Below are 25,872 nucleotides of genomic sequence, written 5' to 3' on the forward strand. Positions count from 1 at the left end.
TCGTTTGGCGGTCCCCTGTGCTAGGATGGCGGACCTAAGGACTTCAAAAAAGGGAGCGAAAGCATGGGCGGCGTGAGCGTTGGCGTCCTCGATCATTTCAACATCCGGACCCGGAATCTGGCCGAGACCGTCCGCTTCTACGAGGATGTGCTGGGCCTGGAAAAAGGTGCCCGGCCGAATTTCGCCTTCCCTGGCGCCTGGATGTACAGCGAGGGCAAGGCGGTGGTGCACCTCGTCGATATTTCTGCGACGGCCGAGCCACAAAAGCCGGATTCCGGCGTTGTCCATCATGTCGCCTTCGCCAGTCGCGGCTTCGCCGGCATGAAGCAGCGGCTGGCATCCAAGGACATGAAGTTCGAGTCCCGCCAGGTGCCCGGCGGCGACCTCTGGCAGATCTTCGTCAACGACCCCAACGGGGTCATGATCGAGCTGAATTACGAGGCCGCCAGGGAGCAGGGGGCGGCGCCCGCCGAGAAGGCTGACGATATCGGCAGGCAGTAGCCTTTTGGGCGTTTCCGCTCTAATGGGGCATCCTAAAGTCTCGAGCATGACCTTGCCGGAAAGCCGCGCCACGCTTGGCGCTGGTGCCATCCTCCAGGTCCGGATCATGCTCCGTTCAGGAGATGCGCTTTGAGCGTGACGCAGCAACAGGTTCTCGACAGCCTCGCCCGGATCAAATCCCCCCGCGGGGTCGCGCTCACCAATGCCAATGTGCTGAGCGCGATCAGCGCGTCCGACGGCAAGGTGTTCTTCTCGATCAATGTCGATGCCGCCGAGGCGAGGGCCTGGGAGTCCATCCGGGCCGAAGCAGAGGCCGCTGTGCGCACCATTCCCGGCGTCACCACCGTCATGGTGGCGCTGACCGCCGAGCGCAAGCCGGGCTCCGCGCCGCCGCCACCCCCGCAGCCCAGCCGCGGCGCGCCGGGCGTGCAGCCCGTCCATGCCCACAAGCCGCCGCCGCAGGGTGGCGCCCAATCGCCCATGGCGCGGCAGTCGGAAATCCCCGGCGTCGCCGCCGTGATCGCGGTCGCCTCCGGCAAGGGCGGCGTCGGCAAGTCGACCACCGCGCTGAACCTGGCGCTGGGCCTGCGCGACCTCGGCCTCAGGGTCGGGCTGCTCGATGCCGACATCTACGGCCCCTCGGTGCCGCGGCTGACCGGCCTGCACGACAAGCCGGAGCTGAACGACGAGCGAAAAATGATTCCGCTTCGGCGCTTCGGTCTCGCCATCATGTCGATCGGCTTCCTGGTCGAGGAAGAGACCGCGATGATCTGGCGCGGTCCCATGGTGATGTCGGCGGTGACGCAGATGCTGCGTGACGTCGAATGGGGCAAGCTCGACGTGCTGGTCGTCGACATGCCGCCGGGCACCGGCGATGCCCAGCTCACGCTGGCGCAGAACGTGCCGCTGAAGGGCGCCGTGATCGTCTCGACCCCGCAGGATCTGTCCCTGATCGACGCGCGGCGGGGGCTTGCCATGTTCAAGAAGGTCAACGTGCCCGTGCTCGGCATCGTCGAGAACATGAGCTACTTCCAGTGCCCGCATTGCGGCACGCGGTCGGACATTTTCGGCCATGGCGGGGCGCGGCACGAGGCCGAGAAGCTCGAGGTACCCTTCCTCGGTGAGATCCCGCTGCACATGGCGATTCGGGCCAGCTCGGATGCCGGCAATCCCGTCGTCGACAGCGAGCCGGACGGTCCTCATGCGGCGATCTACCGCGCCATTGCAGGGCAGGTGCGCGACCAGCTCAAGGGCGTCATCGCGGCCGCCTGAGCCGGCCGCCCCGCGGCCCGCCTTCTCGTCCTTTTGGGGGACATGCGACTTTCGTAGAGCCCCGTCATGCCATTGTCGCGTTCCGCAAGCGGGGCTTCCGTGGTAAAGGCCCACGGCAGTCAAGCCCCTTCGGTTCGACGCGGCCCTAACGCGTCGCCGGAATGAGCGGCGGCAAGAAGAGAAGCTAAGGGGAAACGCCCCAGCAAGGAGAGACCTGAAGATGAAGCGTCGTGATTTTCTGAAAGTGTCGGCAGCAGGCGCGGCGGCAACCGCTGTGGCCTCGCCGGCGATCGCACAGTCCTCGCCCGAGGTGAAGTGGCGCTTGACTTCGAGCTTCCCGAAGTCGCTCGATACCATCTATGGCGGTGCCGAGCAGCTGGCGAAGTACGTCGCCGAGATGACCGACAACAAATTCCAGATCCAGGTGTTCGCCGCCGGTGAACTCGTTCCCGGCCTGCAGGCGCTCGATGCGACCTCCAGCGGCACCGTCGAGATGTGCCATACGGTGTCCTATTACTACGTCGGCAAGGATCCGACCTTCGCGATCTTCGCCTCGGTGCCGTTCGGCCTCAATGCGCGCCAGCAGAATTCGTGGCTCTATCAGGGCGGCGGCAACGAGCTCGCCAACGAGTTCTTCAAGAAGTCGAACGTCGTCGGCTTCCCGTGCGGCAATACCGGCACCCAGATGGGCGGCTGGTTCCGCAAGGAGATCAAGACCGTTGCCGACCTCTCCGGCCTGAAGATGCGCATCGGCGGCATTGCCGGCCAGGTGCTCCAGAAGGTCGGCGTGGTGCCGCAGCAGCTCGCCGGCGGCGACATCTATCCGGCGCTGGAGAAGGGCACCATCGACGCCGCCGAGTGGGTCGGGCCTTACGATGACGAGAAGCTCGGCTTCGCCAAGGTCGCCAAGTACTACTACTACCCGGGCTTCTGGGAAGGTGGTCCGACCGTCCATGCCTTCACCAACCTGGAGAAGTGGAATGCGCTGCCGAAGAACTACCAGGCGATCCTCACCAACGCGACGGCCAACGCCAACGCCTGGATGGCCGCACGCTACGACATGCAGAACCCGGCGGCGCTGAAGCGCCTGGTTGCCGGCGGCACCCAGCTTCGTCCCTTCACCAACGAGGTGCTGGAAGCCTGCCTCAAGGCGACCAACGAGCTCTGGGCGGAGATCTCGGCCAAGAACCCCGACTTCAAGAAGTCGATCGACGCCATGCAGGCCTACCGCTCCGACGAATATCTGTGGTGGCAGGTGGCCGAATATACCTACGACAGCTTCATGATCCGCTCGCGCACGCGCGGCTGATCGCCTAGGCCTAAAGTCGCAAGACCGGAAAGCCCGGCCTCCAGTGGAGGCCGGGCTTTTTCTTTGCCGCAGTGCGATCGGGATGGAATTAGGCGGCGGCTTGCGTCATGGTGGTGCCAAGCCTCGGCAAGAAGGCCCACAATCACTGGTACATCAGGGCAGGAAATCATGAAGAGAAGAGACTTCATCAAGGTCACAGGACTTGGCGCGGCCGGCGCCGCCACGCTCGCGGCTCCCGCGATCGCGCAGTCGATGCCGGAAATCAAATGGCGCATGCCGACGAGCTGGCCGAAGTCGCTCGACACGCTGTTTGGCGGCGCCGAGATGATGTGCAAGATGGTCGCCGAGGCGACCGACAACAAATTCCAGATCCAGATCTTCGCGGCCGGCGAGATCGTGCCGGGCCTCCAGGTGCTCGACGCCGTCCAGAACGGCACCTGCGAAATCGGTCATACCGCGTCCTACTATTATTTCGGCAAGGATCCGACCTTCACCTTCGGTTCGGCCGTGCCGTTCGGCCCCAACATGCGCATCAACCAGGCCTGGTACATGCAGGGCGGCGGGCGCGATGTCCTCAACGAGTTCTACAAGAGCTACAACGTCACCTCGCTGCTCGCGGGCAACACCGGCTGCCAGATGGGCGGCTGGTTCAGGAAGGAGGTCAACACGCCCGACGATCTCAAGGGCATGAAATTCCGCATCGGCGGCTTCACCGGTCGCGTGCTCCAGAAGCTCGGCGTGGTGCCGCAGCAGCTCGCCGGCGGCGACATCTATCCCGCGCTGGAGAAGGGCACCATCGATGCGGCCGAATGGGTCGGCCCCTATGACGACGAGAAGCTCGGCTTCTACAAGATCGCGCCGCACTACTACTATCCCGGTTGGTGGGAAGGCGGGCCGATGCTGCTGGCCTTCGTCAACCTCGACAAGTGGAACGCGCTGCCGAAATATTACCAGAGCGTGCTGGAGCAGGCCGGCCACTACGCCAACAACTACATGATGGCTCGCTACGATACCGCCAATCCGCTGGCGCTGAAGAAGCTGCTGGCGGGCGGCACCAAGCTGCACGCCTTCTCGCCGTCGATCATGGATGCCTGCTACAAGGCCGCCAAGGAGCTGCATGCCGAAGTCGGCGCGACCAACGCCAATTTCAAGAAGGTGCACGACTCCCTCGCCAAGTTCACGAGCGACGGCTACGCCTGGTTCCAGGTCGCAGAGGTCGGCTACGACATCTTCATGGCGCGGCGCTCGCAGAGCTGAGCTCATCACCGGTTGGATGCAGCGCCCCGGAGCGAAAGCTCCGGGGCGTTTTCTTGTGCGTCCTGGCCGGAGCCCGACTCAAAATTGAAAAACAACCCCATGCACAGTGGCCAGCGGCTTAAAGCAGTGGCAAAATGTAAAAATCGAATAAACCGAATATAGCCGGCAGCCGTTGGACGTGACGATGAGTTTTGATCCCGAGGCCGTTCAAAGCGCGCTGCTCAAGGCGTGGTCGCGGTCGACCGCGAGCCAATGGACGGCGGACAATCCGGCCGCAGGACAATGCAAGGTCACGTCGCTGCTCGTTCATGAACTCTTCGGCGGCGACCTGCTGAAGACGCCACTGCCGGCCGGCGATCATTTTTACAATCGGATCGAAGGCAAGAGGTACGACTTCACGGCGAGCCAGTTCGACCAGCCGATCGCTTATGCGGACTTGCCTGCAGATGGGGCCGAAGCGTTGGTGGGAGCAACGAGCGATCAATTAACCGAACTCAGGGCGGCATTTCAGCAGAGCCATACCAAGTCAGGCTAGCGCCACCAGGTGGAAGACGAATGCGAGTCTGACAACGTGCATGCGTTGCTTTCCGTTGAGATTTGCCGGAGGTAACTGTTCGGAGCGTTCAATCCATAAGGCGGTTCTTCGCTGCGCTCTCTCCATCCTTCACGCTGAAGCGCCATTGCTTACACGAACCTGACGAGCGCGCCCTTCTCTGATGCCTGCTCACCAGCGGTGCGCCGGGAGCGACCATCGCGTTCTGACGCGAGAGATTTCGTGTCATTCAACGCCCACGCGCTGCGTAGTTTTTCGGTGTTCCTTTTACGGAACGGTCGAGTTATCGGAATCCGGCAATCGGGCTGAAGTCGCGGCGTGTCATCACGCCGGCCGCGCTTCACGGTACGGTATACCGGACTCAACCAGTCCCGACGGGAATGCAGCATTCACCGAACACGGCGGCTCTCGATCGTTGATCGAGATGCAAGGGCGGCCGTTTCCCGTGGGACTTCTCAAATGAAACTGGCAATTGAAATTCTACAACTCCTGGTCCAGTCGGCCGACAGCTGGCTTTTTGAAGGGAGCCTTGCGGGGCTGAGCGATCGGGAATGGATGGCCTTGCGCTTTCTCGCCCGCGCTAACAGGTTCTCGCGGACGCCCACGGCACTTGCCAGCTTTCTGGGCACGACCCGCAGCGTCGCATCGCAGATCGCCGCCGTGCTCGAGAGCAAGGGGTTGATGGTTCGCAAGCCATCTGCAGAAGACAAGCGCTCGATTGCACTCTGCATCACGGGCGAAGGCGAGAAGTTCCTCGAGCGCGATCCAATTAACGTCCTTCGAGATCAGCTCGTGACACTTGAGCTCCCCGATCGATCTCAGCTGCGCGATACGCTTCGCCGCGTCCTCGATGGGCTCGATGTTGCCAAGCGCCGTCACAATGCCGACGTCTGCGGCAGGTGCATGTTCCTGATCGAGAGCGGAGAGGGGAGGGATCGTCACTTCAAGTGCCGGCTGTTCCGGAAATCCTTAGCTCCAAAGGACACGACCCTGCTTTGCGCCTATTTCGAGGGACGAGGCTAGGATAGCTGCTACGAACGTCCGCAGGCCCCTGCCTTTGGGTCACCTTTGGGGGCACACTTGGTCGGCTTACACAAACCTGACAGACGACTGGTTCGGCCGGACGCTTTTTCGCTGGCCGAGGCGTCCGGAATGATGGAAGACAGCGAAGATGCCGCGCCAGGCGTGCGGTGACCTGAGTATCCGGCGGATATGCGATGCGCCTTCTGATCGTCGAGGACAATGCCGAGCTGTCGCGCCTCGTCGCTGGCGGGCTGGCGGCGGCCGGCTACCAGAGCGACATCGTCGGCAGCGCGGCCGAGGCGCGCGAGGCGGTGAGCAGCGTCAGCTATGCCGCGATGATCCTCGATCTCGGGCTGCCCGACGGCGACGGCCTGTCGGTGCTGCGCGAGTTGCGCGTCAAGATGGAACCGCTCCCCGTGCTGGTGCTGACCGCCCGCGGCGGCCTGCAGGACCGCGTCAGCGGCCTGCGCAGCGGCGCGGACGACTATCTCGCCAAGCCGTTCGCGATGGAGGAACTGGTGGCACGGCTGGAGGCGATCCTGCGCCGGCCGGGCCAGCTGCTCGGCCGCTCGCTCAGTCTCGCCAACCTCGTCTACGACACCGAGAGCCGCCAGATCTTCGTCGACGACCAGCCGCGGATTATCTCCGCGCGCGAGACCTCGGTGCTGGAGATTTTGCTGCGCCGGCAGGGGCGGGTGGTGCCGAAGAAGAACGTCGAGGACCACATCTTCGGGCTGGACGGCGAGGTCGCCTCCAACGCGGTCGAGGTCTATGTCTCGCGGCTGCGCAAGCAGCTCGCCGAACACGGCGCCAAGGTCGTGATCCATACCATCCGCGGCGTCGGCTATCTCATGGACGTGGAGAAATAGCGTGGCCCAGCCCGGATCCAACGTCGGATCCTATGCCGGGTCCTATGGCAGGTCTCCGACGTTCAAATCGCTGATCTGGCGCATCGTGTTCCTGCACATCCTGGCGGTCGCGGTGGTCGCGATCTTCCTGCCGCTGGTGCTGTTCTGGCTGCTCAATTCCGAGATCGACCAGCTGCATCGCGATGCCATGCGCGCCCAGGCCGAGGTGCTGGCGGAGCGCATCGTTGTTCAGCCGGGCGGCCTGCTGACGTTCAATCTGCCGGACAGTCTCAAGGGCCTCTATTCTGAAGCGTATGGCCGCTATCAGTACGATATTCGCGATGCCGAGGGCCGGCTGCTGTTCTCCTCGCATCGGCGCTCTGCCGCCACCGCGGCACCGCGCTCGTCGGAGAGCATTTCCGGCGCCGCCGTCACCCGCGACCTCGACGGCAAGACGGTGCGCATCCAGGTCGCCGAGGACCTCGCACACCGAGACGTCATCATCGACGACATCGTGTCGAATTTCTTCCGGCGCGTGGGATGGATCACCATCCCGATTCTGCTGGTCCTGCTCGCCACCGACATCATCATCTTCCGCCGCGCGATCGCGCCGCTGTGGAAGGCCTCCGAGGAAGCCAGCAATATCGGGCCGGCGCGCACCGACATCCGCCTGCCGACGGAGCAGATCCCGCGCGAGATCTTGCCGCTCGTCACCGCCGTCAACCAGGCGCTCGACCGCCTCGAAGGCGGCTTTCGGGTGCAGCGGCAGTTCACGGCGGATGCCGCGCATCAATTGCGCACGCCGCTCGCGATCCTGCGCACGCGGATCGAGACGCTCGACGATCGTGCGGCACGGCAGGCGCTGCATGCCGACATCGAAACCATGAGCCGCCTCGTCGCGCAATTGCTCGAGATCGCCGAGCTCGACACCCTGGTGCTCGATCCCGGCGAGACTGCGGATTTGCGCGCTGTCTGCGCCGAAGTGGTCGCCTCGATCGCCCCGTTCGCGATCGCGCAGCACAAGGACATCGCGCTCCGGGGTACCGACGCGCTTGTCAGGATCCACGGCAATTCGGAGATGCTGCAGCGCGCTGTCTTCAACCTCGCGGAAAACGCCATCAAGTTCACGGCAAAGGACACCACCGTCGATGTCGAGGTGCGCGAGGACGGTTCGGTGCGCGTGCGCGATAGCGGCCCGGGGATCGCGGAGGCCGAGCGCGAGCTTATCTTCCAGCGCTTCTGGCGCGCCGACCGCCGCCGCAGCGACGGCGCGGGACTGGGGCTTTCCATCGTGCGCGCGGTGGCGGACGACCACGCCGCCACGGTCGCGGTGGAGAACCTTCCGGGGGGCGGGGCCGAGTTCACGCTGCGGTTTCGGCTGGCGGAGGAGGCTGCTTCTTTCCCCTCTCCCCTCATGTCCGCCGAAGCCTTGGCGAAGGCGGATGTGGGAGAGGATGGCTCGCCGCGATAAGCGGCGAGACGGGTGAGGGGTTCTCTCCACGAGTCCCACTCTCAATCGCGCGCGTGGAGAGAACCCCTCATCCGGCACCGTAGCCGACGCTGCGCGTCGGCGTATGCTTAAGACGGCGGCCGTAGGCCGCCTATGCCGCCTTCTCCCACATCCGCCTTCGCCAAGGCTCGGCGGACATGAGGGGAGAAGGAAGAAAGCGCGCCCCTATTTCAGCTTGCCCGTGGACAGGTCCATGATCATGCGTGTGGCGAGATACAGCCGCGGCACGATGCTGCCCACCTGCACATATTCGGCGTCGTTGGAGTGCGCACCGAAGCCCGACAGGCCCATGCCCTCCACCACGGCTCCGCTGGTCTTCAGCGCGGCAAATGCCGCGTCGGTGCCGCCGCCGGTCGCCTTCTCGTCGACCTTGAGGGATAGGCCGATCTCCCCATAGATCGTCTTGCCGTAGGCGGCCACGCGGCGCGAGGCCTCATTCGCCTCTAACGGCGGGCGACGCACCTCGAACTTGAGGGCGACCTTGGAGTCCGGCAGCAGGCGATTCTTGATCTTGTCCTGCAGCGCCTTCTCCAACTCGTCGAAGTCGGACACCTTGAGCGCACGCGCATCGGCCTGGGCGGTGGCGTCGGCAGGGATCACGTTGCGGTTGGTGCCGGATTTGGAGACCGTCCAGTTCAGCTTCAGGCCCTGCTCCGGCTTCGACAGGTCCTTCATCTGCAGAACCTGGTGCGAGAGCTCGTACAGCGCATTCACGCCGCCCTCGGGCCTTGCGCCGGCATGTGACGACTTGCCTTGCACGCTGAGATAGGCCGAGCCGATGCCGCTGGTGGCGAGGCGCAGCGTGCCGTCCATTCCGCCGCCTTCGAACGAGAATACCGCGTCCTGATCCGAGGCGAATTTGGTGATGGTGCTGCGCCAGCCCGGCGAGGAGATCTCCTCGTCGCCGTTCGTGAGCACTGTGAGCGTGCCGTAATCCCTGAAGCTCAGCTTTTGCAGTAGCGCCACGGTATGGAGGATGAGCGCGACGCCCTGCTTGTCGTCGGCGATGCCGAGGCCGTAAGCCTTGTCGCCGTCGATGCGGAACGGCTGATCCTTCAGCATGCCCTTCAGGTACACCGTGTCCATATGGGCGATCAGCATGATCTTCTTGGTGCCTGTGCCCTTGAAGACGGCGTGCACGGCCGGCCCGACCTTCTCGGGCGTGTCGTCGAGGCGATAGATGTCGGTGGGTTGCAGGATCTCCACCGTGCCGCCGAGCTGCTTGAGCTGACCGGCAACGCGCTCGGCGATCTGGTTCAGGCCTTCGATGTCCTTGCTGCCGGATTCGATGTTGACGAGATCGCGCAGCGTGTCGAGCAGCGGCTGCTGCTCCTTTTGCGCCAGCACATGAACATCGGCAATCGGCTCGGCCCGCACCATCGTTGCGGCACAGGCCAGCCAGAGCGAGGCGATCAACGGGCCAAGGACCGAGGGAGCAGGGTGCAATCGGGGCATGAGCGGCCGTCCATAGACTGAGGATGGCCCGGTATGCCTCCGTTTCCGGTGCTTGTCACGCGCGCCGTCGCGCGTCATGCGCCGCTTGAGCGGAGCACGACGGCGAGGGGCGTCCGCCGCTACTTCGACGGCGGTCCGAGATCCAGCGGCGGCAGCTCGATCTGCGGCACTTCGATCTTGATCGTGCTGGGATCGATGTTGGTCTGCACGCCCTTGTAGTGCATGACCATCGACGGGAACGCGATCACCAGGCCGACCATGATCATCTGGATGACGACGAATGGCACCGCGCCCCAATAGATCTGGCCCGTGGTGACCGGTTCCATCCGCTTGCCGGTGACGCGATCGGTGTATCGCTCCTTCGGCGCGACCGAGCGGAGATAGAACAGCGCAAAGCCGAACGGCGGATGCATGAACGAGGTCTGCATGTTGACGCCGAGAATGACGCCGAACCAGATCAGGTCGATGCCGAGGTGCTCGGCGGCAGGTCCGAGCAGCGGAATCACGATGAAGGCCAGCTCGAAGAAGTCGAGGAAGAAGGCCAGCACGAACACGAAGACGTTGACGAAGATCAGGAAGCCGACCTGGCCGCCGGGCAGCGAGGTGAGCAGGTGCTCGACCCAGACGTGGCCGTTGACGCCGTAGAAGGTCAGCGAGAACACGCGGGCGCCGACCAGGATGAACACGACGAACGCCGACAGCTTGGCGGTCGATTCCGTGGCCTGCCGGATCAGGTCCCAGCTCAGCCGCCGCTTCGCGGCACCGAGGATGAGGGCGCCGGCGGCACCCATCGCGCCGCCTTCGGTCGGCGTCGCGATGCCGATGAAGATCGTGCCGAGCACCAGGAAGATCAGGAACAGCGGCGGCACCATGACGAAGGTGGTCTGCTGCGCCATCTTCGAGAGGAAACGGAAGCCGGTGAGCTTGTCGATGACCCAGTTTACCACGGCCACGGCGAAGGCGAAGATGATGCCGCAGAACATGCTGAGCACGACGTAATCGGCACCATGCACGTTCGAATTGCGCATCATGAACCAACCGAACACGCAGCTCGCGAGGAACAGCATACCGAGCGAGACCAGGCCGCGGCTGCCACTCTCCTCGCGGAAGCCGATGGCTTCCTTCGGCAGGCCCGGGGTGGCCTTCGGGAAGAACATGCTGACGAGGAAGGCGTAACCGGCGTAGAGGCCGGCGAGCACGAGACCGGGGATGAAGGCACCTTCGTACATGTCGCCGACGGACTTGCCGAGCTGGTCGGCCATCACGATCAGAACGAGCGAGGGCGGAATGATCTGCGCGAGCGTGCCGGACGCGGCGATGACGCCGGCGGCCACGCGGCGGTCATAGCCATAACGCAGCATGATCGGCAGCGAGATCAGACCCATCGAGATCACGGAGGCGGCGACCACGCCCGTCGTTGCGGCGAGCAGCGCGCCGACGAAGATCACGGCATAGGCAAGGCCGCCGCGGATGGTCCCGAACAATTGGCCGATGGTGTCGAGCAGGTCCTCGGCCATGCCAGACCGTTCCAGCACAAGCCCCATGAAGGTGAAGAAGGGAATGGCGAGCAGCGTGTCGTTATTCATCACGCCGTAGACGCGCTCCGGAAGAGCCTGCAGGAAGTCCGGGCGGAACTCGCCGAGCTCGATGCCGACGATGGCGTAGAACAGGCCGACGGCACCGAGCGAGAAGGCCGCGGGGTAGCCAAGCAACAGCATGACGACCAGCGACGCGAACATGATGGGCGCCATATTGGCGATGATAAACGCGGTCATGATTTCCCCTAAACCGTCGCCAACGGCTACTTCTTCTCGATCGCTTCGACGAGATGCTCGACTTCCGCCTCCAGCGCCGACACCTGGGATTCATGCGGGTCCGGAATCATTCCGCGCATGACGGCAATTCGCTTGATCAGCTCGGAGATGGCTTGAACGAGCAGGAATGCGAATCCGATCATGATCAGGGATTTGGCGGGCCATTGCGGCAGACCGCCGGCGTTGCCGGATTGCTCGTTGATATGGAATGAGCGCTGGAAGAACGGCACGCCGGTGATGATCATGACGATGCACAGCGGGATGAGGAAGAACAGGTGACCGACCACGTCGATGAGGTTGCGGACCGTCTTCGGCAGCGTGTTGTTCACGATGTCGATGCGGATATGCTCGTTGTCGAGCAGCGTCCAGGGCGAGCACAGCAGGAACACGATACTGAACAGCACCCATTGCAGCTCGAGCCACGAATTGGAGGACGTGTCGAACGTCTTGCGGACGATTGCATTGACCGCCGAGATGATGACGGCGGCCACGATCAGCCACGCCAGGCGTTTGCCCGTCCAGCGTGTGAACGCGTCAATCCTTTGGCTCAGCTTCAGGAGCGCTTGCAACGATAGGTCCTCCCCGATGGTGTGCCCCGGCCGTCTTGACTGCGCCGAAGCGGGCGCGTGGCTTGTCTCGCCGCGCAGGCATGAGGCAGCCGCACCAAACCAGCGGCCGTGCCGCCAGTCAATCGGAAGTTTGTTGATAGTTAAGGGGAATAAGGCCGGAGTTGTACGGAGTTAGCCGCCGGTGACGCTCATGTGCCTGGAGACGCTGGGGCGATCGTGGCGGCGGTCGATGATGAAATCGTGGCCCTTGGGCTTCAGTCCGATGGCGCGGTCGATCGCATCCGCAAGCAGCATGTCGTCATCGGATGCACGCAGAGGTTTCCGCAGATCGGAGGCATCCTCGTGGCCGAGACAGGTGTGCAGCGTTCCCGTGCAGGTAATACGAACCCGGTTGCAGGATTCGCAGAAATTATGCGTCATCGGCGTGATGAAGCCGAGCTTGCCGCCGGTCTCGGTGACGCTGACATAGCGGGCCGGACCTCCGGTGCTCTCCGCTAAATCCGTCAGCGTGAATTGCTGGGCGAGGCGCGCGCGCACCAGCGACAGCGGCAGATACTGGTCGATGCGGCCCGAGCCGATCTCGCCCATCGGCATGACCTCGATCAGCGTCAGGCCCATGCCCTTGCCGTGGGCCCAGCGCATCAGGTCGGGAAGCTCGTCCTCGTTGAGTTTCTTCAGCGCCACCGCGTTGATCTTCACGGCAAGTCCCGCGCCGCGCGCGGCCTCGATGCCTTCCAGCACCTTGTCGATCTCGCCCCAGCGGGTGATCTCACGAAACTTCTTGGGATCGAGCGTATCGAGCGAGACGTTGATGCGGCGCACGCCACAATCGGCGAGCTCGCTTGCGTGTTTCGCCAGCTGGGTGCCGTTGGTGGTCAGCGTCAGCTCGTTCAGGGCGCCGCTCGACAGATGCCGCGACAGCGAGCGGACCAGCGTCATCACGTTGCGCCGGACCAGCGGCTCGCCACCGGTGAGCCGCAGCTTCTTGACGCCCTTGGCGATGAAGGCCGAGCAGAGCCGGTCGAGTTCCTCCAGCGTCAACAGGTTCGCCTTGGGCAGGAACGTCATGTCTTCCGACATGCAGTAGAAGCAGCGCAGGTCGCAGCGATCGGTGACGGAAACGCGCAAATAGCTGATGGTCCGCCCGAACGGATCGGTCATCGGGGTGGACAGCGCGGCGGATCCGTTCATGCGAGAGGCCTTGTCACTAACGGCGACGGGTGCACCTTGGCTTCAGCGGTGCTCGGCACCCAATCTAAGCATCGGACGCGACGAGGACAATCGGGTGGTATACGTAGATCAACGCCTGCCGGAGCAGCCACCACCAAATCTTGCCGCTCCCAATAGGCTGGCTCCGGCTAGCGCAACCGCGATGACATGACGCTTGAGCCATCCACTTCGTCTGCGACAAACCGCCACATAAGCCCCGGGCCGGACCTTAGGAGCGTCGTCCGGGGCAGGCAACCGGCGGGCTGCGCATAGTTAGTGGATGGTTAGTGCGGGGTCTCGCGGAATACCGTAGCGATATCAGTATCTTGATGAGGTCATGTCATCATCAGGCTGCTGGCGGCGGCCGGCAGGTCACGCATGTGATGGATCAGCCGGTCCGGCTTCAGCTCGGCGATCGGCACGTCGGTATAGCCAAAACTGACGCCGATCACCGGCACTCCGGCCCGGCGGGCCACCCCGACATCGGTTCCGGCATCGCCGACCATGATGCTGGCTTTGACCGCTCCTCCGGCCCGCGCCACCGTTTCACGAAAGATGGTCGGGTCGGGCTTCTGGACGCCAAAGGTGTCCGCGCCGCAGATCGCCGCGAAGCGGCGGCTGAGGTCGAGCTCGTCCAGCAGCCGCTTCGACAGCCATTCCAGCTTGTTGGTGCAGACGGCGAGGCGATGGCCTTGCGCGGAAAAATGGTCCAGCGCGGCCTCGAGCCCCTCGAAGGGGCGGGATTCGACGGCGATGTGATCGGCGTAATAGGCGATGAAATCCGCGGTCATCCGGTCCATGTCGGCGGGGGTGACGGTGCGGCCTTCGGCCTCCAGCCCCCGCTCGATCAGCTTGCGGGCGCCGGCGCCGATCATGTTGCGGGCCGAGGCCATCGGCACGGGCGGCAGCCCTTCGCGGTCGAGCACGTGGTTCAGCGCGGTGATCAGGTCGGGCGCCGTATCCACAAGCGTGCCGTCGAGATCGAAGACGATGGTGTGAGGGGAGGTCATGGTCCAAGCGCTACCGGCCCGGTCAGGTCAGTGCAAGGGGCGGCGCCATAAGTTCAGCTTATAGCCTGGTTCCCAGACCCTGTTCTCCGGCGGAAAACGAGGCTACATAGGCCGCCGAAAGCGGCCACGATCGGCGGCATGTTCGAGACTTCAGAGGCGGGCGCAAACGTGAATATGGACCAGTTGAAGCGACAGGCCGCGGCGCGCGCGCTCGAGGAGGTGCGGGACGGCATGCAGCTCGGGCTCGGCACCGGCTCGACCGCCAAGCATTTCGTCGAGCTGCTCGGCGAGCGCGTCGCCGCCGGGCTCAAGGTGATCGGCGTGCCGACCTCGGAGGCGACTCGCCTCGATGCTGTGCGGTGCGGCGTGCCGCTGACCACGCTCGACGAGATCGACCATCTCGACATCACCATCGACGGCGCCGACGAAATCGATCCGGCGCTCAACCTGATCAAGGGCGGCGGCGGCGCGCTGCTGCGCGAGAAGATCGTGGCGGCGGCCTCGGATCGCATGATCGTGATTGCAGATGACACCAAATGGGTGCCGACGCTCGGCCGCTTTCCGCTGCCGGTCGAGGTCATCCCGTTCGGGCTCGGCGCGACGCGCCGGGCGATCGAGAAGGCATTTGCCGAATGCGGCGTTTCCGGGCAAATGGCAGTCCGCAAAGCCAAGGAAGGCCACGTTTTCGTCACCGACGGCGGCCACTGGATCGTCGATGCCCAGCTCGGACAGATCGGGGATCCTGCCGGCCTCGCCAGCGCGTTGAGCGCGATTCCCGGCGTGGTCGAGCATGGGTTGTTCATCGGCTTGGCCAGCTCGGCTGTTCTGGCGGGCGGCGAGGGAATTCGCGTGATTGAACGGCGTAAGCCGAAAGGAGACTAGGAATGAAGAGCGTTTTGAGATTTTTGCCGGCTGCGACCCTCGCTGTGGGACTGGCCCTCTCGGTCGTCCCGGCCGCCGCGCAGCAGGCTGCGCCCAAGGCTGGCGCCGCACCCGCCCAGCCCAAGGCCTCGCCTGCGGCGATCGCGGCGGCGAGGGAGATCCTGCAGATCAAGAACGCCACCGCGATGTACGCGGGCGCAGTGCCCGGTCTGGTCGAGAAGACCAAGATCGCGCTGACCCAGCAGAACCTCAACTACCAGAAGGACCTCAACGAGGTCGCCCCGATCGTCGCCCAGCAGCTGCAAGGCCGCCAGAACGAGATCGGCGAAGGCATGGCGCAGATCTACGCCAGCGAGTTCACCGAGCAGGAGCTGAAGGATCTCGTCACCTTCTACAAGTCGCCGCTGGGCAAGAAGCTGATCGACGCCGAGCCGCGCGCCATCGGCCTGTCCATGGCCTTCATGAATTCCTGGGCCCAGAACTTCGCCGAGACCGTGATGGGAGCCTTCCGCGCCGAGATGCGCAAGCGTGGCAAGGAGATCTGACAGACACTATCTGATCAGGAATTCCTGACAGGGGTCGGAGTGGACAATGGCTGAATTCGACGTCGACCTCTTCGTCATCGGTGGCGGCTCGGGCGGCGTGCGTGCCGCCCGCATCGCGGCGGGCTACGGCGCCCGCGTGACGATCGCGGAAGAGTACCGCATGGGCGGGACCTGCGTGATCCGCGGCTGCGTGCCGAAGAAGCTGTTCGTGATCGGCTCGCATTTTCGCCACGAGCTCGAGGACGCCGCAGGTTTCGGCTGGACCGTTCCGCCTGCCAGCTTCGACTGGCCGACGCTGATCGCCAACAAGGACAAGGAGATCGCGCGGCTGGAGGCGGCCTATACCGCCAATGTCGAGAAGTCAGGCGCGCAGATCGTCAAGAGCCGCGCGGTGATCGAGGACAAGCACACCATCCGTCTGCTCGAAAACGACCGCAAGATCACCGCAAGATACATCCTGATCGCCACCGGCGGCGCGCCCAACCACGGCGCATCGATTCCCGGCATCGAGCACGTGATCTCCTCCAACGAGGCGTTCCACCTTGCGAGGCTGCCGAAGCGGATCGTGATCCAGGGCGGCGGCTACATTGCGCTGGAATTCGCCGGCATCTTCGCCGGCTTCGGCTCCGACGTCACTGTGATCTATCGCGGCGACAACATCCTCCGCGGTTTTGACGAGGACGTTCGCGTCCACGTTCGTGCCGAGATGGAGAAGCAGGGCATCACCATTCTCACCGGCTGCACGGTGAGCAAGGTCGACCGCCACGGCGATGAATTCACCACGCATCTGTCGAACGGATCGAGCATCGCCTCGGAGCAGGTGATGTTCGCGATCGGCCGCCATCCGGCGGTGGCCAATCTCGGGCTCGAGAACGCCGGCGTTGCCATTAATCCTGCGAATGGCGGCATCGCGGTCGATCATTTCTCCAGGAGCTCGGTCGACAGCATCTACGCGATCGGCGACGTCACCCATCGCTTCAACCTGACGCCGGTGGCGATCCGCGAAGGCCACGCCTTCGCCGACACCGTGTTCGGCAAGCGCGAGGTGAAGGTCGACCACGCCAACATCCCGACCGCCGTGTTCTCGCAGCCAGAGGTCGGCACCGTTGGTCTCACCGAGACTGAAGCGCGCGCGCAGTTCAGTCACGTCGACATCTACAAGACCTCGTTCCGCCCGATCAAGGCGACGATGTCCGGCCGCGACACCCGCGTGCTGATGAAGCTCGTCGTCGACGGCTCGACCGATCGCGTGCTCGGCTGCCACATCGTCGGCGATGCCGCAGCCGAGATCACGCAAGCCGTCGCGATCGCGGTGAAGATGAAGGCGACCAAGGCCGATTTCGACGCGACCATCGCGCTGCATCCGACCGCAGCCGAAGAGCTCGTCACCATGCGCACCCCGACCGCGCGCCACGTGCGCCAGGCCGCGGAGTAGGGCGTCTCCTAAGCGTAGAGATATCCGACAGGCTTGCCTTCGGTGCGGAGCGGACGAATGTCCTTCTGCGTGATGATCTGGCCGGCGAGACCGTCGATCTCGTCGCGCTGCGTCGGCGTCCAGCCGCGAAGGTCGTCGATACCCCTGAGAAGGCCGAGCCGGAGCACCTGCGTGTTCTCACCGACCGCAATGAGGCTGATCGAGCTCTTGCCTGCGGTCACGACGTCGCCGGCCGCGAGCTCGAAGGTCTCGCCTGCCTTGTTCCTGAATTCGGCCGTGCCGCGAATGACGCGATAGATCACGACCTCGCCCTTGGCGAACGAGGCGGCGTCCGCGGATGCCGATGTGCTCTTCGGCAGAAGCGACCGGCCGCGCGGATCGGTTGCGATGATGTGGCCGGTGACGAGCTGGCCGCTCGGTGCCTCGATGCCGATATCGCGCACGTAAACGGACAGCGCCGATTTGATCGAGCCGTCGCCAAGCGGCTTGAACAGTGCATCCAGCGCCAGGGGATCCTGAAGCCAGAAGCCGGCATTGGCCGGGCGATCGTGCAACGGATGGCTCCAGGCCACGCGCGGCGTTTCGGCTTCGTTGATCTGATCGGGACCGACGATGGTGGGATTCGGAAAGGTGGTGGGATCGGTGATGAAGGCTTCGAGGAATTTGCCCGAATAGCCCATCGAGACCGGATCCGGCACCACCGTCTGCGGCGTCTTCAAATTCTCTTCAGTTGGCAAACCCGACCAGGTGTAGAACAGCTGGCGATGCACGATCGCGCTTTGCAGCATCACCGCGCCGGGGCCGACATTGTAGAAGCGCCCGTCATAGTCGAACGTGAAAGCGCCCGAGGTGACCAGCACGAGCTGAAAGCCGCCGGGCGGCAGATGCAGATGGAAGTCGGTGGGACCGGTGTCGGGACGGTAGATCGGCAGATTGGTCGCGACTTCGTGGAGCAGGAAGGTTTCGTTGTTGGCGTGAAAGCCTTCATTGGCGCGATTGTAGAGCGCTTGCGGGCGATACGTCGCCTCGAACTTCGCTTTCCGATCGCGATCGATCGCGATGAAGTCCTGCGTGTTGAGGCGGAGCGGCGCGCCATTCGGATGGGTGAGGCCGGTCGTCTTGAGATCGCCCGCAGCATGCACGTTCATGACGTTCTCCGCTCTGCGCCGTTGCTTCGCTTGCAGCGTCATTGCGAATTTTGGGCCAGTTGGTTTGCGAAGCAGCAAGCGGGCCTGACGCCGCGATGCCGGCGTGCCCGTTCAGGAAAAATCCGGTGGTTGCACGGGAGGTTAGATCAACGGCTTGTTCTGCTGGTCGGACGCGTGCCGGGGATGCGCGCGTCCGGCGCAGTGAGGGGACCTGTCTAATTTGTCGGCAGGGCGGGAGTGCGCGTGCAGCGGCGGCGGTGCCGGATCGGTCCGATGGGCGCCTTCGGGATTTAGCGGAAACGTCGCGACAAGGCAGGGCGGCGATTGACAGATTGTTCACGTTTTGTTCTTATGCTGCAACCGAGATGGAGGCAGCCATGGACAACCGTATCAGCGAAATTCGCAGAACCATCAGAGCACTCCGCGTCAGCATGCGCGAGGCCGAAGCGATCATGCATGAGCAGATCAACCGCGACGAGGATTGCAGCTTCGTGGCGCAGGAAGTCATCAAGATGCGCTCGGTCATGAGCCTGCTCGCGAAGGAGCGGATCGCGCTCGGCGATCACGAGCCGATCGTCGTGAACAATTTCTTCATCCCGCGGCGCCGGCCGACGCGAAAGCCGGTCACGGCGCTTTCGCCGACCGCGGATTCCGTGTTCCGTCCGCGCGTGGTGGCGCGGGTTTGACGCAGAGGGCGGCTCAATCAAAGGCGTGAGGCGCGGCCCGATCCGGCTTGCCGGCCGGGCTGTCAGCCCACTTTGCCATCTCCATGGTCCGGGCGTCGACGCCCTCGCACCAGAAGCAGCTTGGCCGCGCGCGGCCGTTCTCGGACAGGATCGGGACCAGGCTGTGGCCGCAACCGGCGCACCAGGCGATGTCAGTCATGCATTCCCCCACGGCGTAGCAAATTCAGAAATGACGTTCTCGTCCGGGAAGCTTGCGCGGGCGCTATGACGGCGCTGGAGCGCTGCGCCCGATCGGCGCGCTGGTTCCTGAGATCGTCGATGTAGCGATCCATCGTGACACGGCTGCGATGTCGTCGCCGTTTTCGCGATAGGCGCGAAGCTGGAATTCGGCCGAGCTGCCGCGGTCCACAATGACCCGGCAATGCTCGATCTCGGCGGCGCAGCCCAGTGCGTCGGCGTCCTCGGTGATGTCGTCGATGATTCGGGAGAGCATCTCCGAGATCGTGACCGGTCCGTCTCTGGAGGCGAAGATGCAATCGGTGCCGTAGCGCTGGGCGCGCCATTTATTCTCCACCGCAATTGCGCGTTCGACCGCGGTGACCCCCTTGGACAGATCCGGTCGCAGATAGAGGCGGCGCGTCAGGCAGCGATAGAGCGAGGCGATGGCGACGGCATCGTCGACGAAGGTGCAGGTGTCGGGCGCCCGAAGCTCGAGGGTTGGGTGCCGCATCGAGGGGCGCATCGCCCACCAGATGTGGCTCTCGTCGGGAATGACGCCGGAGCGCTGCAGCGCGCCGACATAGTCGTCGTAATCCTGCCTGCTCTCGAACAGTTCGGGCAGGCCGGTGCGCGGCAGCTCGGAATAGGCGGCGAGACGGTAGCCCTTCAGTCCGGTCTTGTGCGAATTCCAGAACGGGGAGGACGCGGACAGCGCGATGAACAGCGGCAGATGCGGCAGCATCGCCCGCATCACCGCCATGCGCTTCTCGGGATCGGGCAGCTGGACGTGCACATGCATGCCGCACATCATGTTGCGATGGCCGATGCTGCGCAGATCCTCGATCATCTCCTCATAGCGCGGTTTCGGGCTTGGCTGCGACATGCGCCAGACCGCGGTCGGGTGCGTGCCGCAGGCCATGATCACGAAACCATATTGCGCGGCGACGTTGGCGACTTCGCGCCGCAGGAAGCGAAGCTCTTCGCGGGCGTCGTTGACGTCGACGTGAACGTTGGTGGCGACCTCGAGCTGGGATTGCAGCATCTCCCGCATGGCCTGGCCGCCGGTCGACCAATTCGCCGATTCGAACAGCTCGTTCGGAGTTTGAATGGCGACGTCGAAGCTGCGGCGGTCCGCCAGGAAGTACTCCTCCTCGATGCCGAAGGAATATTCAGCCGCCTTGGCCCCGCCGCCGGCAGAGCGAATGACCAGGTGCTGCCTATCACCCGAGGAATCGAGGCGCAGCAGTTTCAAAACGTCCGAAGTAGATGTCATTGGCCACCCGGCAAAGGCATTACCTGCGGGCGATAATCCGTCTGACGGGGGCGGGTTCCGCGTCGCACTCACCGGAAATTGCAACGTCGAACGGAACAATCTTCACGTTTTCGGACGCGCGCGCGATCAGCGCGTGATTTGGCGGCACTTCGGACCAATCCGATTCCTTGTCGAAGGGTTCGGACACGACGATGACCTGGCCGCCGTCCTCCCGGTAATACAGCGTGTTTGCGGCGTCGTTGACCGCAACGCGAAACGCATAGAGATCCCGGCCGTTCGCGATCGCACTGGTGAAGCGCAGCCGTTCGCGCAGCTGCCCCTCGTTGACGAGGCCGACGAGGGCGTGCAGCACGCGCCGCGTCGCTTGAAGCGGATCGCTGTCGAGCCCGGCACCCATCATCGCCAGGAACACAGCCTCCGAATCGGTCGTGCCCAGCCGCGATGGATAATAGGCATCGGGGATCAGCGCCTCGACCTTGCGCCGCAGCCGATTCCAGCTCCCGACGAATCCGTTGTGCATGAACATCCAGTGGCCGCAGGCAAAGGGATGGCAATTCTGTCGCGTCACCGCCGTGCCGGTGGCGGCGCGCACATGGGCAAAGAACAAGTGCGAGCGCAGATGCCGGCAGAGGTAGCGCAGGTTTTCGTCCGACCAGGCCGGGCGGGTCTCGCGATAAAGGCCGGGCTCCGGATGCTCGCCGTACCAGCCGAGACCAAAGCCGTCGCCGTTCGAGCCCGCCGTGGATTGCAGCGAGCGGATGCTCTGCGCGACCAGCGAATGTTCGGGCTCGGTGACGTAAGGCTCAAACGAGGTGGTCTCGCCCCGGTATGCGATCCAGCGGCACATGGGAGTTCCTTGCGGCTTCCTGTCAGACAATGCGTGCTGAGTTGCACCAACACACCCGCCGAGGCGACGTTCCCGGCGCCGAGGGCTTGCCCCGGACGCAGTGCAGCGCCTCTTGGCGGCGCACTGCTGAGCCGGGGCCCATAAGGTTGGGTGCGCCATCTGGGTCCCGGCTCTGCGCAGCAGCGCTACGCGTTGCATCGCGTCCGGGACACGGAGCGCGACGTGCTTAACGAAGATGCACGACCGCGGAACCGATGCGGCGGCTGGTCGCAGTCATCTCGCCTTGATTCCGACGGACCCACCTTTATCTCTGACACGAACAAGAATCCGGGCCCCTCTGGCGAGGACGCCGACGTTCGTCGGCAAACCTCGTGATGTCGGATGACCTGTCCCGCGCGAATGCGATGGATCGGCCGATCGTCGGGCCTCTGTACTCTCTCTCCGACCATTCGTCCCCATCGCAGCTCCGTGCGGCCATTTCGCAACATTGAGGAGCAACGATGACTGACGCCAAGCATTCAAATCCGATCGAAATCGAAATCACGGAACCGTCCAGCCTGAACGAGCAGGCCGCGGTTGCGCTGGTGATCGTGGGCGCGCTGGTTGCGGTTGCCGACCGGCGCGTTTCGCCGGTCGAGCGCGACGAGGTGATCCGTTTCATCAAGGATCGCAAGCTGGCGCCGCACATCTCGGACGAACGGCTCTATGCGATGTTCGATGAGCTCGCCGAACGGCTCGAGGAACCGGATTTTGCCAATGTCGTGATCGACACGCTGCGGCCGGTTTCGAACTTGCCGCTGTCGTCCCATTTGATTGAGCTGTCGGAGCGGGTGGCTGCGGCGGATGAGGACGTCCATCCCCGCGAAGTGCAGGCGATAAAATTGTTGCGCTTGCTGACGCTGGTGCTGCCGCGCGCGAAGCCGGTCACGTCGGGTCAAGGGCGCACCGAACGGCAGATGGCCACAGAGGAGTAAGCATGAGCGCAGCATCGCACGAGCGTACGAGTGAAGCCGCAGGTCCCGCCAGCGAAATGGCCGGCGGCGACCCGCGCCTCGAAAAGCTCGTCGATCGACTGCCGCCGCGCATGGGTGACACCGTCACCTATCTGCTCAAGCCGTCGAACCGCTGGGTCAGAATTCCATCGGGCGCGCTCCTCATTGTGGGCGGCGTGCTTTCCTTCCTTCCGATCCTCGGCGTCTGGATGCTGCCGCTCGGTCTCGCGCTGCTTGCCGAGGACGTGCCTGCGTTGCGCTCCTCACGTTCGAAGGTCCTGGATTGGGTCGAGCGGAAGAAGCCGCATTGGCTCGATCCATCCGCATCGAAAAATGATCAATCATGACTGAATTCATCACGCCCGAAGCGCTCACTGCGCTGCTTCAAGTCGTCCTGATCGACCTCGTTCTCGCCGGCGACAATGCCGTCGTCATCGGCCTCGCCGCAGCGGGACTTCCGGCCAAACAGCGCCGCCGCGCCATCATCGTCGGTATCGCCGCCGCCACGGTACTGCGCATCGTCTTCGCCGGCGTCGCGACCCAGCTGCTGCAGGTCATCGGCCTGTTGCTTGCCGGCGGCGTGCTGCTGCTCTGGGTTTGCTGGAAGATGTGGCGCGAGCTGCGCGAGCAGTCGCATGGGGGGCAGCTGGCGTTCAGCCATGGCGGCGGCGCGGACGGTGCGACCGTGCAGCGAAAGACCTTCGGTCAGGCTGCGGTGCAGATCGTCGCCGCCGACGTCTCGATGTCGCTCGACAACGTGCTCGCGGTCGCGGGCGCCGCGCGCGAGCATCCCTACATTCTCGTCTTCGGGCTGTTGCTGTCGGTGGCGATGATGGGTGTTGCCGCCGATCTGCTTGGTCGCGTGCTCCAGAAGCATCGCTGGGTCGCCTATGTCGGCCTCGCCATCATCATTTACGTCGCCTTCGAGATGATCTATCGGGGCTCGCTCGAGCTCGCGCCTGTCATCGCGAGTCTCTGAGGCGACAACTCTTTCCGCAATCCGGAGTAATTCATGACGTCCGAACCCAAAGCACCTTCGGCGCAAGGCGAGCCGCCGCGCCTAGGCCTGTTTGCGCAGCTCATCTTTGGCTCCCGTTGGCTGCAAGTGCCGCTCTATGTCGGCCTGATCGTCGCGCAGGCCGTCTATGTGCTGCTGTTCCTGAAGGAGCTCTGGCATCTGGTCGCGCACTCGTTCGACGCCAGCGAGCAGCAGATCATGCTGGTCGTGCTCGGGCTGATCGACGTCGTCATGATCTCGAACCTCCTGATCATGGTGATTGTCGGCGGCTACGAGACCTTCGTGTCCCGCCTGAACCTGACCGGCCATCCCGACGAGCCGGAATGGCTGAGCCATGTCAATGCCAGCGTGCTCAAGATCAAGCTCGCGATGGCGATCATCGGCATCTCCTCGATCTCGTTGCTCAGGACCTTCATCGAGGCCGGCAATCTCGGCACCACGCGCAGCAATTTCACCGAGACCGGCGTGATGTGGCAGGTGCTGATCCACATGACCTTCATCGTCTCGGCGATCGGAATCGCCTGGGTCGACCGCCTCAGCGACAACGGCCATCGCAAGGAGGCCGCCCACGGCTGACGAACCTGGCCGTCTGATAACCTCCCGAGCGGCCAATCCTGAGCCCGCCTGATCGTCCGATCCGGCGGGCTCCTTTTTCCATCGATAAAATTGTCTGCAATCCGCTCAGCAGCAGCAAACCCTGCAGACAAGAAGCCTGGCGCCTTAAACCAGGCCTTTGGAACCGATCTGCATCCTGCTCGCAAAAGGGCAGGGCTATCGGCATGTCAACTCTAAGGGAGATCGTCGCATCGGTCGCGGGAGTCTACGCGCTCCTGCTCGTCTGTGACGCATTGTTCGGGGTCGGCGAGGCGCGCTTCGACGACGCCTATTATCGCGCCAGCTTCTACGCACCGCGGCCGAAGGAGTTTCGGTTTGCGACCGACACGCCGCCGGCGGTCCGCGTCAGCGACGCGTTCTCGCAGTTCGCGCCGGGCGAGGCCAAGCCCAACAGGCGCTACTCGTCCCTGACGACGATTATCCGTTAGGGCCTGTACTCATTAATCGGCTGTCCGCCTGACGTCCGGTTTACCGCCAGCCAGGGCGCTGGCAGTTCAACCGCTAATGAGCTTGTCGAATCCGAACAGTAGCCAGAATCCGACGGCGCGACCCGAGCTAGATGGACCATGGCTGGAAACTGCCGGCAACGTAATCAATGAATATTGAGCTTTACCAGAGGCAATTGCAGTTCCGCCGCTCTCTCGGCACGATCCCTCTTGCGGAACTCGTTCTCTTTGCGTTCGAACTTGATCATCTCCTGCTGAGCTGCTTCGAGCAGGCGATTTCGCTTAGCGTCGTCGCATTGCGTATTGTCGGTCATGATCAGGTCCTCTCGCGGCCTTACTCCTAAGCAAATCGGGCGACAGCGCCAAGGTTCGATGCCTGAAAATTACGGATTTATGACGGCGCGAGAGCAGGGCAGCAGTTAAAAGAGGCGCGGCCGGGCTTGAAATATGCGTCCCGGCGGCGCCCTATTCTCTAACTGAGCACTGAAATCTCAGTTGACGCCAATGTGCAACGAACATGCCACAGGCTCGTGACATCACCTTGCTCCTGCATCACGGTCGTGGCCCTTTCTGCGCCAACTAGTGCCTAAGGCACGCCTTCAGAAACTCGATAGGTGAAATACCTTTCCTGCCGCGTATGTGCCGTTTCACATCTTTTACGTGAAGCAACGCTAAGATCCCCGGTGAACGCCTTTTACAAATGTCGGTAATTTTCAGCAGTTGCAGCTCTTGGAGCTCGTAATGAATAGTCGTGGTCGGATTTGCGACCGTATGATCATTTTGAATCAACGGGTGTGGTTGCTCAACTCTCAACTTGCAGAACTTCGGAACCTCCGCGCTCGGGTATTGAAGACCTGCGAGAGAAGCAGCCGCAAACGATCGAAAGTCCGAGTTATCTGGGCCAAGCGGCGGTAAATTTGTAGTTGTAGTGTCCGCTTTGGGGCGCGAACAGTAGATCATGGTGGCGACTTCCGCTTTACGGTGGTGAGCCGACATTTATGGGTACACGCCCTAATTCGAGGCGGGCGCCGGCGGTCACACGGCCTTCACCTCAGAGGCTTCCTCGTCGGTGCAGACGCGGCTGCGCGCCGGGAATCGCACGCCTTTCAGCGTTTCCACGGAAACGCTCGAGCCGCGGCCGCACGATATTTACAAGGCCTTGTGTTGCCCGACGGGCAAAACACGCGAGCCCTGGGTCAACGCGCACTGCCCAAAATATTCTACTTTACCGAAATTCGGAAATCGCGTATGTGTCTCTGCATCCCGGCCCAACGAAGAGGGGCGTATCGCGATCGTCACGAACGCGGGCGGGGTGGCGGTGGACGTGGGTCACATCGGCGCTGAGGGTTTTGCAGGGCGGGCAACCGTGAGCAAGACCGTCGCGCACACGACCGGTGGGATCCGCGTACGGCAAAATCGTGTGGTCCTGGCGCCCG

The 25,872-nt window shown here is 63.6% G+C and carries 27 protein-coding genes; 17 read left to right on the forward strand and 10 right to left on the reverse strand.

All coding sequences use genetic code 11. The features are described from left to right. Positions 1 to 63: 63 nt before the first annotated feature. The 8 genes from GGD61_RS26485 to GGD61_RS26520 all read left to right on the forward strand — a co-directional run bounded on the left by GGD61_RS26485 (position 64) and on the right by GGD61_RS26520 (position 8,234). Positions 64 to 501 (forward strand): VOC family protein, encoded by a 438-nt coding sequence (locus tag GGD61_RS26485; protein ID WP_018319974.1) that lies wholly within the window; start codon positions 64 to 66, stop codon positions 499 to 501. Positions 502 to 630: 129 nt separating this feature from the next. Continuing rightward, the gene (locus GGD61_RS26490; protein ID WP_092252361.1) at positions 631 to 1,773 is read left to right on the forward strand and encodes an Mrp/NBP35 family ATP-binding protein; all 1,143 of its coding nucleotides are present in this window, start codon (positions 631 to 633) and stop codon (positions 1,771 to 1,773) included. A gap of 220 nt (positions 1,774 to 1,993) precedes the next feature. After that, complete coding sequence (locus GGD61_RS26495; RefSeq protein ID WP_092252363.1) at positions 1,994 to 3,082, forward strand: TRAP transporter substrate-binding protein; 1,089 nt, start codon at positions 1,994 to 1,996, stop codon at positions 3,080 to 3,082. Positions 3,083 to 3,250: 168 nt separating this feature from the next. Continuing rightward, complete coding sequence (locus tag GGD61_RS26500) at positions 3,251 to 4,339, forward strand: TRAP transporter substrate-binding protein (RefSeq protein WP_018319977.1); 1,089 nt, start codon at positions 3,251 to 3,253, stop codon at positions 4,337 to 4,339. Between the two features lie 184 nt (positions 4,340 to 4,523). Next, the gene (locus tag GGD61_RS26505) at positions 4,524 to 4,874 is read left to right on the forward strand and encodes a hypothetical protein (protein WP_092253036.1); all 351 of its coding nucleotides are present in this window, start codon (positions 4,524 to 4,526) and stop codon (positions 4,872 to 4,874) included. A gap of 477 nt (positions 4,875 to 5,351) precedes the next feature. Then, positions 5,352 to 5,915, forward strand: a complete 564-nt coding sequence (locus tag GGD61_RS26510; RefSeq protein WP_092252365.1) for a MarR family winged helix-turn-helix transcriptional regulator — start codon at positions 5,352 to 5,354, stop codon at positions 5,913 to 5,915. A gap of 194 nt (positions 5,916 to 6,109) precedes the next feature. Further along, a complete protein-coding gene (locus GGD61_RS26515) occupies positions 6,110 to 6,784 on the forward strand; it encodes a response regulator transcription factor (RefSeq protein WP_092252367.1) in 675 nt (224 codons plus the stop codon). Position 6,785: 1 nt separating this feature from the next. Next, a complete protein-coding gene (locus GGD61_RS26520) occupies positions 6,786 to 8,234 on the forward strand; it encodes an ATP-binding protein (protein ID WP_092252369.1) in 1,449 nt (482 codons plus the stop codon). A 204-nt stretch (positions 8,235 to 8,438) separates the two neighbouring features. Here the strand turns inward: GGD61_RS26520 and GGD61_RS26525 are convergent, their stop codons facing one another. The 5 genes from GGD61_RS26525 to GGD61_RS26545 all read right to left on the reverse strand — a co-directional run bounded on the left by GGD61_RS26525 (position 8,439) and on the right by GGD61_RS26545 (position 14,330). Beyond that, on the reverse strand, positions 8,439 to 9,728 hold the full coding sequence (locus GGD61_RS26525; RefSeq protein WP_183231565.1) for a M20/M25/M40 family metallo-hydrolase: 1,290 nt from the start codon (positions 9,726 to 9,728) through the stop codon (positions 8,439 to 8,441). A 119-nt stretch (positions 9,729 to 9,847) separates the two neighbouring features. After that, a complete protein-coding gene (locus GGD61_RS26530) occupies positions 9,848 to 11,503 on the reverse strand; it encodes a TRAP transporter large permease subunit (RefSeq protein ID WP_183231566.1) in 1,656 nt (551 codons plus the stop codon). Between the two features lie 26 nt (positions 11,504 to 11,529). Beyond that, complete coding sequence (locus GGD61_RS26535; RefSeq protein ID WP_092252375.1) at positions 11,530 to 12,111, reverse strand: TRAP transporter small permease subunit; 582 nt, start codon at positions 12,109 to 12,111, stop codon at positions 11,530 to 11,532. Positions 12,112 to 12,282: 171 nt separating this feature from the next. Then, the gene (gene moaA, locus GGD61_RS26540; RefSeq protein ID WP_092252377.1) at positions 12,283 to 13,302 is read right to left on the reverse strand and encodes a GTP 3',8-cyclase MoaA; all 1,020 of its coding nucleotides are present in this window, start codon (positions 13,300 to 13,302) and stop codon (positions 12,283 to 12,285) included. Positions 13,303 to 13,655: 353 nt separating this feature from the next. Then, positions 13,656 to 14,330, reverse strand: a complete 675-nt coding sequence (locus GGD61_RS26545; RefSeq protein ID WP_092252383.1) for an HAD family hydrolase — start codon at positions 14,328 to 14,330, stop codon at positions 13,656 to 13,658. 168 nt (positions 14,331 to 14,498) lie between these two features. Between GGD61_RS26545 and rpiA the strand changes: the two genes are divergently transcribed. Genes rpiA through gor form a run of 3 tightly spaced genes read left to right on the forward strand, consistent with a single transcriptional unit; the run spans position 14,499 to position 17,192 of the window. Then, on the forward strand, positions 14,499 to 15,212 hold the full coding sequence (rpiA, locus tag GGD61_RS26550) for a ribose-5-phosphate isomerase RpiA (protein WP_092253038.1): 714 nt from the start codon (positions 14,499 to 14,501) through the stop codon (positions 15,210 to 15,212). 2 nt (positions 15,213 to 15,214) lie between these two features. Continuing rightward, complete coding sequence (locus GGD61_RS26555; RefSeq protein ID WP_092252385.1) at positions 15,215 to 15,757, forward strand: DUF2059 domain-containing protein; 543 nt, start codon at positions 15,215 to 15,217, stop codon at positions 15,755 to 15,757. Between the two features lie 46 nt (positions 15,758 to 15,803). After that, the gene (gor, locus tag GGD61_RS26560; protein WP_092252387.1) at positions 15,804 to 17,192 is read left to right on the forward strand and encodes a glutathione-disulfide reductase; all 1,389 of its coding nucleotides are present in this window, start codon (positions 15,804 to 15,806) and stop codon (positions 17,190 to 17,192) included. A gap of 8 nt (positions 17,193 to 17,200) precedes the next feature. Here gor and GGD61_RS26565 read toward each other — a convergent pair whose 3' ends face one another. After that, a complete protein-coding gene (locus tag GGD61_RS26565; protein ID WP_092253040.1) occupies positions 17,201 to 18,340 on the reverse strand; it encodes a hypothetical protein in 1,140 nt (379 codons plus the stop codon). A gap of 377 nt (positions 18,341 to 18,717) precedes the next feature. Here GGD61_RS26565 and GGD61_RS26570 point away from each other — a divergent pair, with 377 nt between their 5' ends. After that, positions 18,718 to 19,026: a hypothetical protein gene (locus GGD61_RS26570; protein ID WP_244550597.1), complete on the forward strand. Its 309-nt coding sequence runs from the start codon at positions 18,718 to 18,720 to the stop codon at positions 19,024 to 19,026. A 13-nt stretch (positions 19,027 to 19,039) separates the two neighbouring features. On the opposite strand, the gene GGD61_RS26575 is transcribed toward GGD61_RS26570, so the two are convergent. The 3 genes from GGD61_RS26575 to GGD61_RS26585 form a co-directional block, all read right to left on the reverse strand. Further along, the gene (locus GGD61_RS26575) at positions 19,040 to 19,225 is read right to left on the reverse strand and encodes a hypothetical protein (protein WP_018319991.1); all 186 of its coding nucleotides are present in this window, start codon (positions 19,223 to 19,225) and stop codon (positions 19,040 to 19,042) included. Positions 19,226 to 19,288: 63 nt separating this feature from the next. Further along, a complete protein-coding gene (locus GGD61_RS26580) occupies positions 19,289 to 20,518 on the reverse strand; it encodes a carboxylate-amine ligase (RefSeq protein WP_092252389.1) in 1,230 nt (409 codons plus the stop codon). A 19-nt stretch (positions 20,519 to 20,537) separates the two neighbouring features. After that, the gene (locus GGD61_RS26585; protein ID WP_092252391.1) at positions 20,538 to 21,365 is read right to left on the reverse strand and encodes a class II glutamine amidotransferase; all 828 of its coding nucleotides are present in this window, start codon (positions 21,363 to 21,365) and stop codon (positions 20,538 to 20,540) included. 500 nt (positions 21,366 to 21,865) lie between these two features. Here GGD61_RS26585 and GGD61_RS26590 point away from each other — a divergent pair, with 500 nt between their 5' ends. The 5 genes from GGD61_RS26590 (at position 21,866) to GGD61_RS26610 (ending at position 24,418) form a co-directional block, all read left to right on the forward strand. Beyond that, positions 21,866 to 22,339 (forward strand): tellurite resistance TerB family protein, encoded by a 474-nt coding sequence (locus tag GGD61_RS26590; RefSeq protein WP_092252393.1) that lies wholly within the window; start codon positions 21,866 to 21,868, stop codon positions 22,337 to 22,339. A 2-nt stretch (positions 22,340 to 22,341) separates the two neighbouring features. Further along, positions 22,342 to 22,704, forward strand: a complete 363-nt coding sequence (locus GGD61_RS26595; RefSeq protein WP_092252395.1) for a hypothetical protein — start codon at positions 22,342 to 22,344, stop codon at positions 22,702 to 22,704. Continuing rightward, on the forward strand, positions 22,701 to 23,336 hold the full coding sequence (locus GGD61_RS26600) for a TerC family protein (RefSeq protein WP_018319996.1): 636 nt from the start codon (positions 22,701 to 22,703) through the stop codon (positions 23,334 to 23,336). The genes GGD61_RS26595 and GGD61_RS26600 overlap by 4 nt, the downstream gene beginning before the upstream one ends. Positions 23,337 to 23,369: 33 nt before the next feature. Next, the gene (locus GGD61_RS26605; RefSeq protein ID WP_092252397.1) at positions 23,370 to 23,951 is read left to right on the forward strand and encodes a TIGR00645 family protein; all 582 of its coding nucleotides are present in this window, start codon (positions 23,370 to 23,372) and stop codon (positions 23,949 to 23,951) included. Between the two features lie 203 nt (positions 23,952 to 24,154). Next, positions 24,155 to 24,418, forward strand: a complete 264-nt coding sequence (locus tag GGD61_RS26610; RefSeq protein ID WP_092252399.1) for a hypothetical protein — start codon at positions 24,155 to 24,157, stop codon at positions 24,416 to 24,418. A 164-nt stretch (positions 24,419 to 24,582) separates the two neighbouring features. Here the strand turns inward: GGD61_RS26610 and GGD61_RS26615 are convergent, their stop codons facing one another. Further along, positions 24,583 to 24,750: a hypothetical protein gene (locus GGD61_RS26615; RefSeq protein ID WP_183231567.1), complete on the reverse strand. Its 168-nt coding sequence runs from the start codon at positions 24,748 to 24,750 to the stop codon at positions 24,583 to 24,585. Between the last annotated feature and the right edge of the window lie 1,122 nt (positions 24,751 to 25,872).

The organism is Bradyrhizobium sp. SBR1B, assembly GCF_014198205.1.
Classification (GTDB): domain Bacteria; phylum Pseudomonadota; class Alphaproteobacteria; order Rhizobiales; family Xanthobacteraceae; genus Bradyrhizobium.

Bases quoted from the DNA above. Each gene is read 5' to 3' on its own strand.
- GGD61_RS26610 (WP_092252399.1), top strand. From the start codon at position 24,155: ATGTCAACTCTAAGGGAGATCGTCGCATCGGTCGCGGGAGTCTACGCG.
- GGD61_RS26495 (WP_092252363.1), top strand. From the start codon at position 1,994: ATGAAGCGTCGTGATTTTCTGAAAGTGTCGGCAGCAGGCGCGGCGGCA.
- GGD61_RS26510 (WP_092252365.1), top strand. From the start codon at position 5,352: ATGAAACTGGCAATTGAAATTCTACAACTCCTGGTCCAGTCGGCCGAC.
- GGD61_RS26515 (WP_092252367.1), top strand. From the start codon at position 6,110: ATGCGCCTTCTGATCGTCGAGGACAATGCCGAGCTGTCGCGCCTCGTC.
- GGD61_RS26565 (WP_092253040.1), bottom strand. From the start codon at position 18,340: ATGAACGTGCATGCTGCGGGCGATCTCAAGACGACCGGCCTCACCCAT.
- GGD61_RS26505 (WP_092253036.1), top strand. From the start codon at position 4,524: ATGAGTTTTGATCCCGAGGCCGTTCAAAGCGCGCTGCTCAAGGCGTGG.
- GGD61_RS26570 (WP_244550597.1), top strand. From the start codon at position 18,718: ATGGACAACCGTATCAGCGAAATTCGCAGAACCATCAGAGCACTCCGC.
- GGD61_RS26575 (WP_018319991.1), bottom strand. From the start codon at position 19,225: ATGACTGACATCGCCTGGTGCGCCGGTTGCGGCCACAGCCTGGTCCCG.
- GGD61_RS26500 (WP_018319977.1), top strand. From the start codon at position 3,251: ATGAAGAGAAGAGACTTCATCAAGGTCACAGGACTTGGCGCGGCCGGC.
- GGD61_RS26525 (WP_183231565.1), bottom strand. From the start codon at position 9,728: ATGCCCCGATTGCACCCTGCTCCCTCGGTCCTTGGCCCGTTGATCGCC.
- GGD61_RS26590 (WP_092252393.1), top strand. From the start codon at position 21,866: ATGACTGACGCCAAGCATTCAAATCCGATCGAAATCGAAATCACGGAA.
- GGD61_RS26605 (WP_092252397.1), top strand. From the start codon at position 23,370: ATGACGTCCGAACCCAAAGCACCTTCGGCGCAAGGCGAGCCGCCGCGC.
- GGD61_RS26600 (WP_018319996.1), top strand. From the start codon at position 22,701: ATGACTGAATTCATCACGCCCGAAGCGCTCACTGCGCTGCTTCAAGTC.
- GGD61_RS26615 (WP_183231567.1), bottom strand. From the start codon at position 24,750: ATGACCGACAATACGCAATGCGACGACGCTAAGCGAAATCGCCTGCTC.
- GGD61_RS26485 (WP_018319974.1), top strand. From the start codon at position 64: ATGGGCGGCGTGAGCGTTGGCGTCCTCGATCATTTCAACATCCGGACC.
- GGD61_RS26545 (WP_092252383.1), bottom strand. From the start codon at position 14,330: ATGACCTCCCCTCACACCATCGTCTTCGATCTCGACGGCACGCTTGTG.
- GGD61_RS26555 (WP_092252385.1), top strand. From the start codon at position 15,215: ATGAAGAGCGTTTTGAGATTTTTGCCGGCTGCGACCCTCGCTGTGGGA.
- moaA (WP_092252377.1), bottom strand. From the start codon at position 13,302: ATGAACGGATCCGCCGCGCTGTCCACCCCGATGACCGATCCGTTCGGG.
- GGD61_RS26580 (WP_092252389.1), bottom strand. From the start codon at position 20,518: ATGACATCTACTTCGGACGTTTTGAAACTGCTGCGCCTCGATTCCTCG.
- GGD61_RS26585 (WP_092252391.1), bottom strand. From the start codon at position 21,365: ATGTGCCGCTGGATCGCATACCGGGGCGAGACCACCTCGTTTGAGCCT.
- GGD61_RS26530 (WP_183231566.1), bottom strand. From the start codon at position 11,503: ATGACCGCGTTTATCATCGCCAATATGGCGCCCATCATGTTCGCGTCG.
- GGD61_RS26595 (WP_092252395.1), top strand. From the start codon at position 22,342: ATGAGCGCAGCATCGCACGAGCGTACGAGTGAAGCCGCAGGTCCCGCC.
- gor (WP_092252387.1), top strand. From the start codon at position 15,804: ATGGCTGAATTCGACGTCGACCTCTTCGTCATCGGTGGCGGCTCGGGC.